General features: G+C 42.0%; 15 protein-coding genes and 1 other RNA gene. 11 read left to right on the top strand and 5 right to left on the bottom strand.

What is annotated here, in order from left to right; genetic code table 11:
- The first annotated feature begins 218 nt into the window (after window positions 1-218).
- The 7 genes from ffs (at window position 219) to BM043_RS19605 (ending at window position 5269) form a co-directional block, all read left to right on the top strand.
- Window positions 219-305: signal recognition particle sRNA small type (gene ffs / locus BM043_RS00355), an RNA gene on the top strand.
- 136 nt (window positions 306-441) lie between these two features.
- Entirely contained in the window at window positions 442-1101 is a 660-nt protein-coding gene (gene fsa, locus BM043_RS00350; RefSeq protein ID WP_092788259.1) for a fructose-6-phosphate aldolase, read from the top strand.
- Between the two features lie 53 nt (window positions 1102-1154).
- The gene (locus BM043_RS00345; RefSeq protein ID WP_092788711.1) at window positions 1155-1358 is read left to right on the top strand and encodes a fructose-6-phosphate aldolase; all 204 of its coding nucleotides are present in this window, start codon (window positions 1155-1157) and stop codon (window positions 1356-1358) included.
- Window positions 1359-1364: 6 nt separating this feature from the next.
- Entirely contained in the window at window positions 1365-2075 is a 711-nt protein-coding gene (locus BM043_RS00340) for a cell division ATP-binding protein FtsE (RefSeq protein ID WP_092788258.1), read from the top strand.
- Window positions 2076-2130: 55 nt separating this feature from the next.
- Window positions 2131-3519: a S41 family peptidase gene (locus tag BM043_RS00335; RefSeq protein ID WP_092788257.1), complete on the top strand. Its 1389-nt coding sequence runs from the start codon at window positions 2131-2133 to the stop codon at window positions 3517-3519.
- Between the two features lie 209 nt (window positions 3520-3728).
- Window positions 3729-4946, top strand: a complete 1218-nt coding sequence (locus BM043_RS00330) for a S8 family peptidase (RefSeq protein WP_218144115.1) — start codon at window positions 3729-3731, stop codon at window positions 4944-4946.
- A 110-nt stretch (window positions 4947-5056) separates the two neighbouring features.
- A complete protein-coding gene (locus BM043_RS19605) occupies window positions 5057-5269 on the top strand; it encodes a hypothetical protein (RefSeq protein WP_092788256.1) in 213 nt (70 codons plus the stop codon).
- Window positions 5270-5337: 68 nt separating this feature from the next.
- Here the strand turns inward: BM043_RS19605 and BM043_RS00320 are convergent, their stop codons facing one another.
- From BM043_RS00320 to BM043_RS00305, 4 genes are all read right to left on the bottom strand, one after another.
- Window positions 5338-6045 carry a tetratricopeptide repeat protein gene (locus tag BM043_RS00320; protein ID WP_092788255.1) on the bottom strand — a complete coding sequence of 236 codons (708 nt, stop codon included), beginning with the start codon at window positions 6043-6045 and terminating at the stop codon, window positions 5338-5340.
- Between the two features lie 31 nt (window positions 6046-6076).
- Window positions 6077-7492 (bottom strand): CCA tRNA nucleotidyltransferase, encoded by a 1416-nt coding sequence (locus BM043_RS00315; RefSeq protein WP_092788254.1) that lies wholly within the window; start codon window positions 7490-7492, stop codon window positions 6077-6079.
- On the bottom strand, window positions 7489-7959 hold the full coding sequence (locus tag BM043_RS00310; RefSeq protein ID WP_092788253.1) for a hypothetical protein: 471 nt from the start codon (window positions 7957-7959) through the stop codon (window positions 7489-7491). The genes BM043_RS00315 and BM043_RS00310 overlap by 4 nt, the downstream gene beginning before the upstream one ends.
- Before the next feature lie 106 nt (window positions 7960-8065).
- A complete protein-coding gene (locus BM043_RS00305) occupies window positions 8066-8407 on the bottom strand; it encodes a DUF6249 domain-containing protein (RefSeq protein WP_092788252.1) in 342 nt (113 codons plus the stop codon).
- A 109-nt stretch (window positions 8408-8516) separates the two neighbouring features.
- Between BM043_RS00305 and BM043_RS00300 the strand changes: the two genes are divergently transcribed.
- Together BM043_RS00300 and BM043_RS00295 are read left to right on the top strand one after the other, a co-directional pair.
- Complete coding sequence (locus BM043_RS00300; RefSeq protein WP_092788251.1) at window positions 8517-9092, top strand: RNA polymerase sigma factor; 576 nt, start codon at window positions 8517-8519, stop codon at window positions 9090-9092.
- A complete protein-coding gene (locus tag BM043_RS00295) occupies window positions 9089-9499 on the top strand; it encodes a hypothetical protein (protein WP_092788250.1) in 411 nt (136 codons plus the stop codon). Before BM043_RS00300 ends, BM043_RS00295 begins: the two co-directional genes overlap by 4 nt.
- Window positions 9500-9545: 46 nt before the next feature.
- Here the strand turns inward: BM043_RS00295 and BM043_RS00290 are convergent, their stop codons facing one another.
- Window positions 9546-9947, bottom strand: coding sequence for a hypothetical protein (locus tag BM043_RS00290; protein ID WP_092788249.1), 402 nt, complete (start codon window positions 9945-9947; stop codon window positions 9546-9548).
- 529 nt (window positions 9948-10476) lie between these two features.
- Here BM043_RS00290 and BM043_RS00285 point away from each other — a divergent pair.
- Window positions 10477-12096, top strand: coding sequence for a CTP synthase (locus tag BM043_RS00285; protein WP_092788248.1), 1620 nt, complete (start codon window positions 10477-10479; stop codon window positions 12094-12096).
- 33 nt (window positions 12097-12129) lie between these two features.
- Window positions 12130-13929, top strand: coding sequence for a membrane protein insertase YidC (gene yidC / locus BM043_RS00280; protein ID WP_092788247.1), 1800 nt, complete (start codon window positions 12130-12132; stop codon window positions 13927-13929).
- Window positions 13930-14051 lie beyond the last annotated feature (122 nt).

Below are 14051 nucleotides of genomic sequence, written 5' to 3'. Positions count from 1 at the left end.
CTTTTAAAGATTAGATCAAATTTCAAAACTTACAAAAGCAAACGTCAGGGTAAAATCTGAATCAAAGCCTAAACTAAACTGGAGATAAAAGTCAAAAGAATCAAAAACTTTTAAATACCGCGTTTTTAAATCTATTGATAATCAATCCAAAAGGGATTCTACCCGAAAGAAATAATCCCGAATATTGATTTAAGTGGATTTTAGCGTACCTTTGTGACCTAGCGGCACGACCAGCTCCTGCTGAATCCCCCAGGTCCGGAAGGAAGCAAGGGTAAGCGGTTGTAGCGGTGCGATGCCGCTTCTTTTTTGCCCTGAAAAATATCAAGCTTTAATTTTTGAGCTTTCCAAACGGGATTAATCTTTTAACTTTGTTACGTTTAGTATCGGATTGACCACCTGTCAAGCCATTTATCTTTCTCATCTATTTAAAACCTTCTTAAAATGAAATTCTTTATTGACACCGCCAATCTTGACGAAATCCGTGAAGCATACGATTTAGGCGTTCTTGATGGTGTAACTACCAACCCTTCGCTAATGGCAAAGGAAGGAATCACCGGTGACGAAAATGTCCGAGCACATTACAAAGCAATCTGCGATATCGTCGACGACAAAGTCAGTGCGGAAGTAATCTCCACCGATTTTGAAGGAATGATCAGGGAAGGAAAGGAACTGGCCAAAATCGACGATAAAATCGTGGTCAAAATCCCGATGATCAAAGATGGCGTCAAAGCGCTCAAATATTTCCACGGTGAAGGCATCCGGACCAACTGTACCTTGGTATTTTCCTCAGGTCAGGCCTTATTGGCAGCCAAAGCGGGAGCAAGTTATGTTTCCCCATTTATCGGCAGATTGGATGATATCTCATTTGACGGATTGGAGCTGATCGAGCAGATAGTCCACATCTACCAAACATACGGCTATGCCACTGAGGTATTGGCCGCTTCCGTTCGCCACTCAATGCACTTGATCAAATGCGCCGAAATCGGTGCAGATGTCGTTACCTGTCCGCTAAAAGTAATCACCGGATTGCTTAAGCATCCCTTGACAGACTCAGGTTTGGCACAGTTTCTGGCAGATCATGCCAAAGCCGCCGGCAAATAAAAAATCAAAACGGTTGGCCTCTAATGGGTCAACCGCTTTTTTTGGAAAAAACCATGTACATTATCAAAGTAAAAGGAAAAGCAAAAATTCCCGACTACATACAGATTCGGGACGAAAACTTTGTCTTGGTGGCTTATTTTAGAGCCGACCGTCCCATGAAAAACATCGAAAAATTTGGTCTGGAAGGGAAAGAGGAGGCATTGGAAAACTTGATCAAAAACCTTCCCTTTGGAAAATTACAAAAACTAGAACTCTAACAGCAGATGGATTTTGCCACCCAACCAGTACTAAAGGTCGACCAGGCCACGATTTTTCAGGGAATAGATCCTATTCTGAGCAATGTAAGCTTCTCCGTGGAGCAACATGAGTTTGTTTTTCTTATCGGAAAAACGGGAAGCGGAAAAAGCTCCTTGCTCAAAACACTCTATGCGGATCTACCCCTCAGAAGCGGGAAGGTAGAAATTGCCGGCTTTGATTTAAACAAAATAAAAAATAATGAAGTCCCTTTTCTAAGGAGGAAACTGGGAATTATTTTTCAGGATTTCCAGCTTTTTAATGATCGGTCTATCGCCGAAAACCTAGCCTTTGTCATGAAGGCCACCGGATGGAAAGACAAAGGAAAAATCAAAGAACGAATGGCCGAGGTTCTCCTTCTGGTAGGGCTAAACAATTCTTCTTCGAAAATGCCCCATCAGCTTTCCGGCGGAGAGCAGCAGCGGGTGGTTATTGCCCGAGCATTGCTCAACGAGCCCTCGATTTTATTGGCTGATGAACCTACCGGAAACTTGGACCCGGATGTCGCTGACGGGATTTTCAAGCTTTTTCAGGAGATTAATAAAAAAGGAACGGCTGTGTTGATGGCTACCCATAATCATGATCTCCTTAGAAAATACCCTTATCGAGTGCTGAAATGTGAGGCGGGAAAACTCCTGGATAGTCAGACACATGACGTTTCCTTTGGTTCTCCCTACTAGCAAAACATCTATCTGAAATCAGCGTTAGTTTATTGGATTTGTCATGCTTAAGAATATGAAACTACTCAAATATTCAACTTTACTCCTTATCCTCGGACTTTCGATCAGCTGTAAGGATCGAGAAGAACCTACCCCTCAAGTAGACCCGGGGTCAAATGCCGCGGTAAACCAGTGGATTCAGGACGTAATGGACGAAGTTTATTATTGGCTGGATGATATCGGTACTCCAATTGCCGAAGAGTCAGATCCGGAAGATTACTTCGAATCCTTGCTTTTCCGTCCGACAGACCGATTCTCGGTGATTTATCCAGATTTTCAAGAGTTAATCAATTCACTCAATGGTATCGAACTCGAAGCGGGATATGAATTTATTCTCTACCGAGAAAGTGCCGAAAGTGATAATGTAATCGCCCAAATCAGCTATGTAAAGCGTAACAGCCCTGCCAAAGATTCAGGGTTGCGGCGAGGGGATATCATCCAAACGATCAACGGGCAGCAAATGAATGTTGATAATTTTCAGACCATTCTCAGTGAAATATCAAGTACCCATACCATTAATTTTTTGCGGTTTAATGAGGAAAGTGATCAATATGAAAGCCAGGGCGACCTCGAATTAACTCCCGTTCAATTGGCCGAAAATCCCAACTTCCTTGACAGCATTTATACCATCGAAAATCAAAAGATTGGATATGTGGTCTATCATTTCTTTGCTCCTGGCTCTGGCAACAACAGTACCTCTTACGATCAGGAAATGGATGCAATTTTTGCGGAGTTCAAAGCGGAAGGGATTGATCATTTGATCGTTGATTTTAGATATAATGGCGGGGGTTTTGTTTCCTCTGCTGTCAACTTAGCCAGTTTGATCGCTCCCGGTGTGGGTGAGGGATCTGTTTTTTCGAAAACAAAATACAACAGCTTCTTGAGTCAATTTGATGATTTTCAGGATGTGCAGACTGAGTTCAGAACAAAAGAGCAAAATCTTGGAAATACATTATCTGGAAATCGAGTGTATTTTTTGACTTCTGGACGAACAGCCTCTGCCTCTGAATTGATTATCAATGGACTCAGACCTTACATGGACGTGTTTTTGATCGGAGATGTGACCACTGGTAAAAACGTCGGTTCTATTCCCTTTGAAGATGATGAAAACCCGGAGAATAGCTACGGGATCCTGCCTATAGTGACTCAAAGTTTCAACAGCGATGATGAGTCGGATTATACGGAAGGCTTTACGCCCAACATCACCGTGACAGAAAATCAAGAACGAGCACGGCAATTTGGGGATGTCAATGAATTGCTACTAAGAACAGCCATCGAGCAAATTACTGGAACGCCTTCCTCTGGAAGAATTGAAAAGCTCGACCGCATTGACCTAGGCAGTACACTGGATCATAAAACCCGAGCCGGAACCATGATAGAATCTAAAAGTCTTCACAAAAACTAAATTAAAGCCCCTACCCCAAGGGGCTTTTTTCTTGCTCAGGGATGAAACTCATTTATCTGCGATCAAAAATCATTTCAATTTAAATGAATATTTTCTTTCGCTATTTTTCAGCTTTTCAATAGGACAATTGGAATTTTTATTCCATATTAAACCACTTATTTCGAATAAGTACCGTTTAACCTAATTTTATTCATTAATCAACCAACCTTATGAACAAACATTCATGGAAAAAACCAGCCCTATATGCCGGGCTAATGCTGGGTGGGCTGACATTTGCCTGCCAGCCAATGGAAGAAAGTCCTACGTTGACAGGTCCACTCCAAGAAGTAGTAAATGCTAAAAACGGAGATATCATCCCAGGGCAGTACATTGTACGATTGAATCCTAATCAACTGAATTTTAGAAAAACCAAGGATTATGCGGCCAATCAAACGGCAATGCGGAAGATCGGGACGGCACTCTTGACTAAATACCGCATCGCTGAAGGCAATTTGGAGCATGTTTACGCCAATGCTATCGAAGGTTTTTCGGTTAGTTTGAGTGATGAAGAATTCAACGAATTATCCAAAGATCCTGCGGTCCAGCTTATCGAGCCCGATAGAATAGTTGCCCTAGCCCCACCTTCAGGCAAAGGTCCAGGAGGAGGAGGAAGTGATCCTACCCAGGAAACTCCTTACGGAATCAACCGAGTAAATGGAGGCGCTGCTTACACTGGGTCTGCTAAAGCTTATGTGATTGACTCAGGAATAGACGCAAGTCATCCAGACCTCACCGTAGATGCAAGTGCTGGATTCAATGCCTTTACCAAAGGAAAAGATGCGAATCTAAGTGTAGACGGAAATGGTCATGGCACACACGTAGCTGGAACTATCGCCGCCAATGATAATGATATTGGGGTAATAGGAGTAGCCGCTGGTGCGACAGTCGTTCCGATCAAAGTATTGGACAGTAGAGGATCAGGTTCCTATTCAGGAGTGATTGCTGGGGTGGATTTTGTCACTGCCAATGCCAACCCTGGTGACGTAGCAAATATGAGCTTGGGAGGCCCAGCTTCTGATGCACTTGACGCAGCTGTCATCAGTATGGCTAGCGCTGGAGTGAAAGTAGCTTTAGCAGCTGGAAATGAATCTCAAGATGCGAGTAATTCATCCCCAGCAAGAGCAAACGGAGATAATATCTATACCGTGTCGGCAATTGATTCTAGTGATAACTTTGCATCCTTTTCTAATTTCGGAAATCCTCCAGTAGATTATGCCGCGCCGGGAGTAGCCGTTAAGTCAACTGTCCCCGGTGGATACGCCACTTACAGCGGCACCTCGATGGCTTCTCCACATGTAGCGGGAATTCTTCTAACCGGCACTCCCCAAACTGACGGTACGGCGAACGGAGATCCAGATGGAGATCCAGATCCTATCGCAGTGAAATAAATAAAACCCAGAAAGCGGTTCACAGAAGTGAGCCGCTTTTGCTTTATTATCAAATCGTTAACTTTTTAATATTATTCTTTAAGAAAGTCCTGCATTGTTACTTTTGAAAAATGGAGGCAGTCGCGAGCTTTATATTGATCCTATTGATTTATTTTCTTGGAACCCTTGCTATCATTCAAGAAGTGATCAAACCTAAAAGTGAATTGGTCGTCATGAATGGTGGTAAGGTCAAACAATGGGTCACAAACTACGGTAAGATTATTTTGTTAAGTTTTGGATTATCGATCGTTACTACCACTCTCGCCTACATCCTTTTTATCTGATCATTTTGGATTTTATTTGAGCAAAAAAAACCGACCAAAGGCCGGTTTCTTATGACGCTGATTTATTCTTATTGAGTTTTTTGAAGATTTTCTTTGGCCATATCAAAACTAGGATCCAATTGGATTGCTTCCTCAAAAGCTACTTTAGCATCTTCTTTGGAACCTTGCTCCAGATAAATCATTCCTTTCAGATTAAGTGCTGCAGCTTTCATTAACACTTCTTGAGTTTCCGTTTGAGTTTTTGGAAATCCGATTTTTTCATCAGCTTTAGCTTCTCTTACCAATAAATTTGCGGAATTCATCGCTTCTTCATAACGTTTTAGGCTATACTGCAAAAAACCACTCTTATACAGACTGAAATTATCCCCAGTTAATAAATACAGAGATTCGAAATGAGGCAAAGCCCGATCCAATGCTCCTACCTGCTCCAGGGAATAGGCGGCTATTTCCAATGCGCCTATGCTTTTATCATTAACTTCAAGAATATCTAAAGCAACCAAGGCAGCAGAGGTGGATTCACCCATCTCAAAATATAGGCTTCCCAAGGCTTCTTGAAATCTTAAATTCTCCGGGTTTCGGATGATCAGATTATACAATTTGGTTTTTGCCATGCCGGGATCATTGTACCGCATCGCCAATTGATAAGCGGCCTGATCCTCGATATTAAGTATGCGTTTTGTTTTGGAATCTAATTTTGGAATCGAATCGTTTGTTTCCTGACCATAACTCATGTGTAGGGTCATGACCAAAACCAGTAAGGTGATTACACTTTTCATATACAATAATTGTTTTTAGTTATTATTTTTTTTAGGGTTTTATCAAGCCTTTCGCTTGGGCTAGGTGATGCATCAATCGTCGAGCTTCTTCGGGATTATTCTGAATTTTGCCTTCCAATATAGCTTCTTTTATCTCTTCTTTGATCTCCCCTACGATTTTTGAGGGCTCGAGACCCAATGTTTCCATGATTTCTTCCCCACTGATTGGAGGCTGAAAGTTACGGACATGGTCTTTCTCCTCGACTTCCCGAAGCTTCTGCTCCACCTTGTCAAAATTCTCCAAGTATCGCTTGACTTTTTTATTGTTTTTTGAGGTGATATCCGCACGGCAGAGCTTCATCAGGTCATCAATATCATCGCCGGCATCAAACAGCAAGCGTCTCAAAGCCGAATCAGTTACCTCATCTTTTACCAGCGCTATCGGGCGAAGGTGAAGCCTGACTAACTTTTGCACATACCGCATCCGCTCATCCATGGGCAATTTTAGACGCTTAAAAATAGCAGGAGTCATTCTGGCTCCTCTATCCTCATGCCCATGAAAAGTCCAGCCCACCTTGGAGTTGAACCGCTTGGTGGCAGGTTTGGCAATATCATGTAGAATCGCAGCCCATCGCAGCCAAAGATCATTGGTGACCTGACTGACATTGTCCAAGACTTGTAGCGTATGGTAGAAGTTGTCTTTATGGGATTTATCATCCACAGAGTCGACACCTTGGAGTTCGACCATTTCGGGAAAAAACTCATGCAAGAGTTTGCCCACAAATAGCAATTTGAAGCCGTAGGAAGGCTTCTCTGTCAGGATAATTTTATTCAATTCGACGATAATCCGCTCTGCAGAAACTATCCGTAGGCGATGGGCGTGCTGACCGAGGGCAAAAAACGTATCTGCATCGATGTCAAATTCCAGTTGACTGGCAAATCGCACCGCTCGCATCATCCGGAGGGGATCGTCAGAAAAGGTAACCTCCGGGTCGAGCGGCGTTTTTATGATTTTCTTGCGTAAATCACCCAGCCCATCAAAGGGGTCCAAGAGCTCCCCATAGTTATCCGAGTTGAGTGAAATAGCCATCGAATTGATCGTAAAATCCCTTCGCTCCAAATCCTCCTCCAAAGTTCCATCTTCAACAATGGGTTTCCGGCTTTCGCTGCGATAAGATTCTTTTCTAGCTCCGACAAATTCCAGTTCGCTGTCTCCCACTTTAAGCATGGCTGTCCCAAAATTTTTGAACAAAGACAAGGGAACATGGTAGTCAAACTGCCGGGCCACTTCTTCGGCTAGGGCGATTCCGCTGCCCACACAAGTAAAATCCAGATCCTTGCTCGGGCGCCCCAAAATCAGATCACGGACAAAACCTCCTACCACATAGGTTTCTAAGTTCAGCTTTTGAGCAGCCAAAGCAACTTTTTCAAATAATTCGTTTTGGTTTAGTTCTTTGCTAAAATTCATCCTTTGATGATTTTCACGTCGCCTTCGGCACCGAGATAAATTTCTTTGACATTAGGACCATAGAGTGGGAAATAATTTTTGATTTCCACATCAGGTATATTGGAAGAGTCCAGTTTGGCTAGGACAGGCTGGGAAAGTTGAAACAAAAATTTATTCCAATCGGGATCACGGATAAGGGAAAATCTGATCAGTCCGTCATTTTTCAAGTCCGCAGGAACCCGGTTATTTGCAGGACTCGAGTAGATCGTGGGTTTGGAGGCAAACTCCACGATGTCCAAAGACACCTCTGAAAATTGCTCCGAAATAGTCCTGATCTGGAACAAATCAAACAGTAAATATATCCATTCATTTCCCTGGTCTTGTTTCCAGTCCTCTGGTTTGATGAGGGTTATGGATTTACCGTTTCCCTCCCGGATAGTAATAAACCCCTGATCACGAAATAATTTGACAAGTACGGAATGGTCCAATGCGATGTAATTTTTTCACAAAAATAATCAGATTATTGAGAGCGGAGCGAAAACAAAAAAACCTCTCCCTGAGGAAGAGGCATTTTAGGCTGTTGTTTTGAGAAAATTAACTTTCGCTTTGGGATAATTTACGATTCACAAAAAAGCTGACCGTAAGACCAATCCCCGCAAAAATGAAAATACTGGCAGGAAAAGAAACATCAGAATCCATTCCTCCCTGCTCCAGCATAGCACCGACTAAGACACCCACTCCGATTCCAATGGACAAAAGCGCTAGATTAAGGATGATTTCACCAAAACTAAAACGCTTTCCTGAATTGAAGAGACGAGCATCTGCACCTTTTTCGATCAGCGCGAGTCGTTCTTTGTTTCGGGTGGTAAAGTAAACATACGCAATCCCGAAAATGGAGGAGAAAATGAAGAAGGGAATTAGAATATCTGAAGCCATGATAATTTTGGTTAGTTTTTCTTTCTTGGATGCCAGCCTGCGGCAAAAGGTTACAAACGGGAAAAAAAATTCTGTAACTTTTTACATACTTCCTGCATCCAAGTAAAAAATGAAGTTCGAAGAAGATGCTACTTATATCGCCGCTGTCATCAGAGGAGACCGACAGGCTTTTGGACCATTGGTCATGAAGTATCAGTCTTTTGCTTATACCCTGGCCTTGAGGATTCTTAAAAACCAAGAAGATGCCAAGGAGGTCGCACAGGATTCATTTATCAAAATTTATCATCACCTCCATTCATTTGAAGGAAAATCCAGCTTCAAAACCTGGCTTTATAAAATTGTTTATCACGAAGCTCTGAGCAAACTGCGTCGACAAAAAAGTCAACTGCTAGGTTTAGACGAAATAGATCAGGAGTTTCAGGAGGTGAGTGATTTTCCAACCGGACTGGACGAGCTGGAAGCGAATGAGCGAAAGCAGATGATTCAGCTAGCTCTGGACAAACTCAAGTCCGCCGAATCAGCTGTGTTGACACTATTCTACCTAGACGAACAATCCATCAAAGAAATAGTGGAAATCACTGAACTTTCTGAATCAAACATAAAGATTCTTCTCCACCGCGGCCGAAAAAATTTATTAAAAGAAATCACTAGTTTGTATCATAAAGAAAGCTTGAAAATATCATGAATGATCGGTTGAAAAATGAGCATGATCCCTTATTCAAATGGATTCAAGAAGCTAGTCCTAAATCTCCCCATGAGGACATTTTGCGATCAGTCATGTCTAGGCTAGAGGAGAAAAAAAGTATAACGACCTATGAACCAATAATTTCTAAAAAACAATGGGGCATGATCGCTTCTATATTTGCAGTCGTTATATTATTATCATTTTTCCAAAGTCCAATAGAAAGTATTTGGACCAAAATGTTTGTTGAGTTTCCAGAATTAACACTCCCTTCTATATCATTTTCTTTTGCCACGCCTAGTTTACCGGAATTTGTAAAAACCGGGATCATGATGCAAGCTACCTTGGCATTTATCACTTTAAGCGTGGCTGTAATCCTGATTAAGAATAAACTTTCGGAAATGAGGTAAATAAAAAAGGGGAACTCGTCCCCTTTTTTATTTTGCTTTAGATTAATTATCCTCTCAACCAGTTGATGAAGGTTTGATAACCTACCCCTATTTCACGGGCAAAAGCAGCTTTGGTCTTTTTCCCAGCAGCTTCTACTTTTTTCCACTCTTCGAGTATTTTGGATTTCTCAGCGTCTGTAAAAGTTCTTCTTTTAGAAGTCTTTCCAGTTGAATTTCCGCTAATCAAACCTACCAATTCGTTTAAATCATTCATAAAACGACCATCTGTAACATACAATCCAGCAGATTCCAATTTTTTGATAACATCATCTTTTGGATTGACTGGAGTGACAGGAATTCCCCGAGTAGCTGCTTCGTGAAGATCAATTCTTTTGCCTTCAGAAGTTACATAAATAAAGCCTTCATTCTTTTTAAGATCGGCGATTGCTTCTTTGATAAGTTCTCTCATGATTAATAGAATTATGTATTTGATAAAAAACTACCGCAAGATATATATTTAATCTCTATTTTTAAATTCTTTAAGTTAAAATTTAATAAAATCATCAAGGGAGTCTATGCTATTTTACCATAGCCGAAAGAAACTGCTCCAGATTTGATTTTCACTATTCATTTTTTAAACAATCTCCTTCATTATTTATTTCAAATCACATCAATTTTTAGCGAGAACAGGTTAAACAAGCCATGGTAATAATCTAAGTCTAACGACAAAATATGAAGTTTTATTCTAGAATAAACTACTCATCTTCCATCCCTAGTATCAAAATAAAAAACCTGTAAGTAGCATAGTTTATCAAGCCGAATGCGAGATAAATTACTAGAAAGCAGCCGAAGAATTCACTCCTGAAAAACTAACTGTATAATCCTAAATCCGAAATTCATTTTCCAAGAGATGCAAAAATTAATCAGAGGAATCGGATAATTTTCCTAATTTTGAGCCCCATAAGAATTCAATCAAATCTCATCCCTGCACCATTCTTATGGCTTCATCCACCAAATACATCTTCATCACCGGCGGAGTGACTTCCTCACTCGGCAAAGGCATCATCGCCGCTTCTCTTGGCAAACTTTTGCAAGCCAGAGGTTTTTCGGTAACCATCCAGAAATTTGACCCCTATCTCAACATCGATCCGGGTACGCTTAATCCCTATGAACATGGGGAATGCTACGTCACTGACGATGGTGCAGAAACTGATCTTGATCTAGGGCATTACGAGCGTTTTCTAAACGTGACAACTTCCCAAGACAATAACATCACCACGGGAAGGATTTATAACAACGTCATTACGAAAGAACGTAAAGGGGAGTATCTCGGAAAAACCGTCCAGGTCATCCCTCATATCACAGACGAAATCAAATGTAATTTTTACAAATTAGGTGAGGATGGGAAATTTGATGTAGTCATTACCGAAATCGGTGGATGCGTGGGCGATATTGAATCGCTTCCTTTTATCGAAGCAGTAAGGCAGGCAAGATGGGATCTAGGACCTCATAATTTTCTAGTCATTCACTTGACACTCATCCCATTTCTCAAAGCCGCCAAAGAACTAAAAACAAAACCAACCCAACATTCAGTAAAACAACTTTTGGAGGCGGGAATTCAACCGGACATTCTGGTATGCCGTACCGAATACCACCTCCCTATGGATGTCAAGAAAAAACTGGCGCTTTTCTGCAATGTCCAGCTCAACTCGGTCATCGAAGCCATGGATGCAGAAACCATCTACGATGTCCCTCTTCTGATGAAGAAGGAAAAACTTGACGAGCGAGTCATGAGTAAATTGAAGCTTTCGTCCAAGCAGAATACCGATCTGGAAAACTGGAAAGACTTTTTGGGCAAACTCAAAAATCCAACTCAGGAGGTAAACATCGGCTTGATTGGAAAGTATGTATCCCTACCGGACTCATACAAATCCATTATTGAGGCATTTACCCATGCCGGTGCAGCGATCGAATGTCAGGTCAACCTTAAGCTGATCTCCTCAGAGGAAATCAATGCGGATAACTACGAATCGAAATTAGAAGATTTGGACGGAATCCTGGTTGCTCCGGGATTTGGTGAACGGGGTTTTGAAGGCAAGATCGAAACTGTACGCTATGCCCGCGAAAATAAAATTCCGTTTTTTGGAATCTGTCTCGGAATGCAGGTTGCGGTCATTGAATTTGCACGGAATGTCCTCCATCTCAAAGATGCCAACAGCACGGAAATGGAACCTCACACCCCGCATCCGGTCATTGCCTTGATGGAAGAGCAGAAGAATATCGACCAAATGGGTGGGACTATGCGATTGGGTTCGTATTCTTGCGAACTGAAACGAGCTTCTAAAGCATATTCAGCCTATGGAAAATCCAAAATACAGGAAAGACATCGGCATCGATATGAGTTTAACAATCAATATATCAACGAAATGGAAAGCGCCGGAATGGTAGCTACCGGAAAAAATCCAGAAACAAATCTGGTAGAAATCGTTGAGATCAAGAACCATCCTTGGTTTGTAGGGGTTCAGTTTCATCCCGAGTACAAAAGCACAGTACTCAATCCACAGCCACTTTTCAAAAAATTTATTGAAGCGGCTATTGACAATAAGAAAGTAAAGTAAATACAACCCCGATTTCGGGCATATTAATTACCTATGGACAAAAATCAAGCGACAGGTCTGATCCTCTTTGCCGCGGTTATTCTGGTCTACTCTATCTTTTTTGCGAGTACTCCCGAAATCCCTCCTGTAGAGACGGAAACCACCACTGAAACAGCCGCAGGTGAAGCACCTCAGCCAGTAGCTCCCACGGAGCCCATCGCTCAAAATGACAGTACGCTCGATGCAGACCGAGTGGCTAAATTCGGCGCCTTGGCTAGCCTGACTCTTGGTGAAGAAGAGCTATTTACCCTCGAAAATGAGCAGATTGAAGTCGCAATATCCAATCAAGGGGGCGCCATCGAAGAGGTGATTCTCAAAGAATACAAAAGCCGGGATGAAGGGCCTTTAGTCCTATTTGACGAGGAAACCTCCACGATGAACTTGATTCTCCCCGGGACTGATGGAGCAATCAATCTGAATGATCTGTATTTTCAAGCAAATACCTCCACTTCAGAAAACGAGGAAGGCCAATCCACCTCCATCCTTACGCTTCAGGCCAGCACGGAGAGCGGTTCAATCACACAGACCTTCAGTCTTGCAGAGGGAAGCTACGAAGTCAAGCGAACGCTTAAAATCGACGGCTATCAAAATATTTTTTCTGGTGGAGAAATCACTTTTGACTGGGAAGATCAAATCCGAGCCCACGAAAGAGACCTAGCCGAATCCCGCCGTCAGACACAACTGAACTATTTTACCAATGAGGGGACTTATGACAACCTAGGCGTTGGGGATGATTCAGAATCTGAGACCATCGAAGAACCTGTCAAATGGGTTGGGTTTAGCCAGCGGTTTTTTACCGCAGCAATCATCACTGAGCAGGAATTCCAAAATGTAAGCATTTCGCAAAGTACTCCGACCGACAGTTCATTTGTTCGGAATATGCAGACTAGCCTGACCATTCCGATGGAAAATGGCGAACTGGCCTATAGCCATTATTTCGGCCCAGACAAGTACAAAGTACTGAAAAATGTAACCGAAGGATTTGAAGAAAATGTGGACATGGGTTACTTTTTCGTCAGCTGGGTGAACAAATATATCATAGTAAACCTCTTTGAATTCTTGGAGAAATTCTTCAACAATTACGGGGTGATCATCATTTTGATTGTATTCTTGATCAAGCTTGCATTGTTCCCTTTGACCTATAAGTCCTACATGGGAATGGCTAAAATGCGTGTCATCAAGCCGGAAATCGACGAACTCAAGGAGCAGTACGGAGATGACCCAACCAAAATGCAGCAAGAGCAGATGAAGCTTTTCTCTAAGCTGGGTGTGAGTCCGATCTCTGGCTGTTTGCCACTTTTGCTTCAGATGCCGTTTTTGTTTGCCATGTTCTTTTTCTTCCCGAATGCGATCGAACTACGACAGGAATCTTTCCTATGGGCTAAGGATCTTTCCACCTATGATGAGTTTATCAAATTGCCGTTTACCATTCCATTTTATGGTTCACACGTCAGTTTGTTTACCTTGCTGATGACGGTTTCTCAGATTGTGTATACGCACTTCAATAATCAGCTTACGACAGCAGCTGGTCCTATGAAAAATCTGGGCTACATCATGCCAGTCATGTTTATGTTTATCCTAAACTCCTATCCGGCGGGATTGAGCTTTTATTATTTCGTATCCAATGTCGTAACCTTCGGACAGCAGGCGTTGATCAAACTCTTTGTGGATGATGAAAAAATCCGTAAAAAAGTAGAGGAAAACAAAGTCAAAAATGCTACGAAGAAAAAATCCAAGTTTCAGCAGCGATTGGAAGATGCCATGAAGGCAGCAGAAGCCAACAAAAAGAAATAAATGAAATGTCGGGGTAAAAACAACCCCGACTTTTTTTGCCAATCCAATTTATTCAGAACTCTCAGTTCAGATCAAACCGTTAAAATTCATCAAAATTTCAGGGAAAGATTTTCACTTAGTAT

The sequence above is a fragment of the Algoriphagus hitonicola genome (assembly GCF_900113375.1).
GTDB classification, from domain to species: Bacteria; Bacteroidota; Bacteroidia; order Cytophagales; family Cyclobacteriaceae; genus Algoriphagus; species Algoriphagus hitonicola.
Note: the sequence above shows the minus strand (reverse complement) of the source record. Positions and strands in the feature narration are given on the sequence as shown.

Coding starts and splice junctions, on each gene's coding strand:
- fsa (WP_092788259.1), top strand. CDS start 442: ATGAAATTCTTTATTGACACCGCCAATCTTGACGAAATCCGTGAAGCA.
- BM043_RS00345 (WP_092788711.1), top strand. CDS start 1,155: ATGTACATTATCAAAGTAAAAGGAAAAGCAAAAATTCCCGACTACATA.
- BM043_RS00340 (WP_092788258.1), top strand. CDS start 1,365: ATGGATTTTGCCACCCAACCAGTACTAAAGGTCGACCAGGCCACGATT.
- BM043_RS00335 (WP_092788257.1), top strand. CDS start 2,131: ATGAAACTACTCAAATATTCAACTTTACTCCTTATCCTCGGACTTTCG.
- BM043_RS00330 (WP_218144115.1), top strand. CDS start 3,729: ATGAACAAACATTCATGGAAAAAACCAGCCCTATATGCCGGGCTAATG.
- BM043_RS19605 (WP_092788256.1), top strand. CDS start 5,057: ATGGAGGCAGTCGCGAGCTTTATATTGATCCTATTGATTTATTTTCTT.
- BM043_RS00320 (WP_092788255.1), bottom strand. CDS start 6,045: ATGAAAAGTGTAATCACCTTACTGGTTTTGGTCATGACCCTACACATG.
- BM043_RS00315 (WP_092788254.1), bottom strand. CDS start 7,492: ATGAATTTTAGCAAAGAACTAAACCAAAACGAATTATTTGAAAAAGTT.
- BM043_RS00305 (WP_092788252.1), bottom strand. CDS start 8,407: ATGGCTTCAGATATTCTAATTCCCTTCTTCATTTTCTCCTCCATTTTC.
- BM043_RS00300 (WP_092788251.1), top strand. CDS start 8,517: ATGAAGTTCGAAGAAGATGCTACTTATATCGCCGCTGTCATCAGAGGA.
- BM043_RS00295 (WP_092788250.1), top strand. CDS start 9,089: ATGAATGATCGGTTGAAAAATGAGCATGATCCCTTATTCAAATGGATT.
- BM043_RS00290 (WP_092788249.1), bottom strand. CDS start 9,947: ATGAGAGAACTTATCAAAGAAGCAATCGCCGATCTTAAAAAGAATGAA.
- BM043_RS00285 (WP_092788248.1), top strand. CDS start 10,477: ATGGCTTCATCCACCAAATACATCTTCATCACCGGCGGAGTGACTTCC.
- yidC (WP_092788247.1), top strand. CDS start 12,130: ATGGACAAAAATCAAGCGACAGGTCTGATCCTCTTTGCCGCGGTTATT.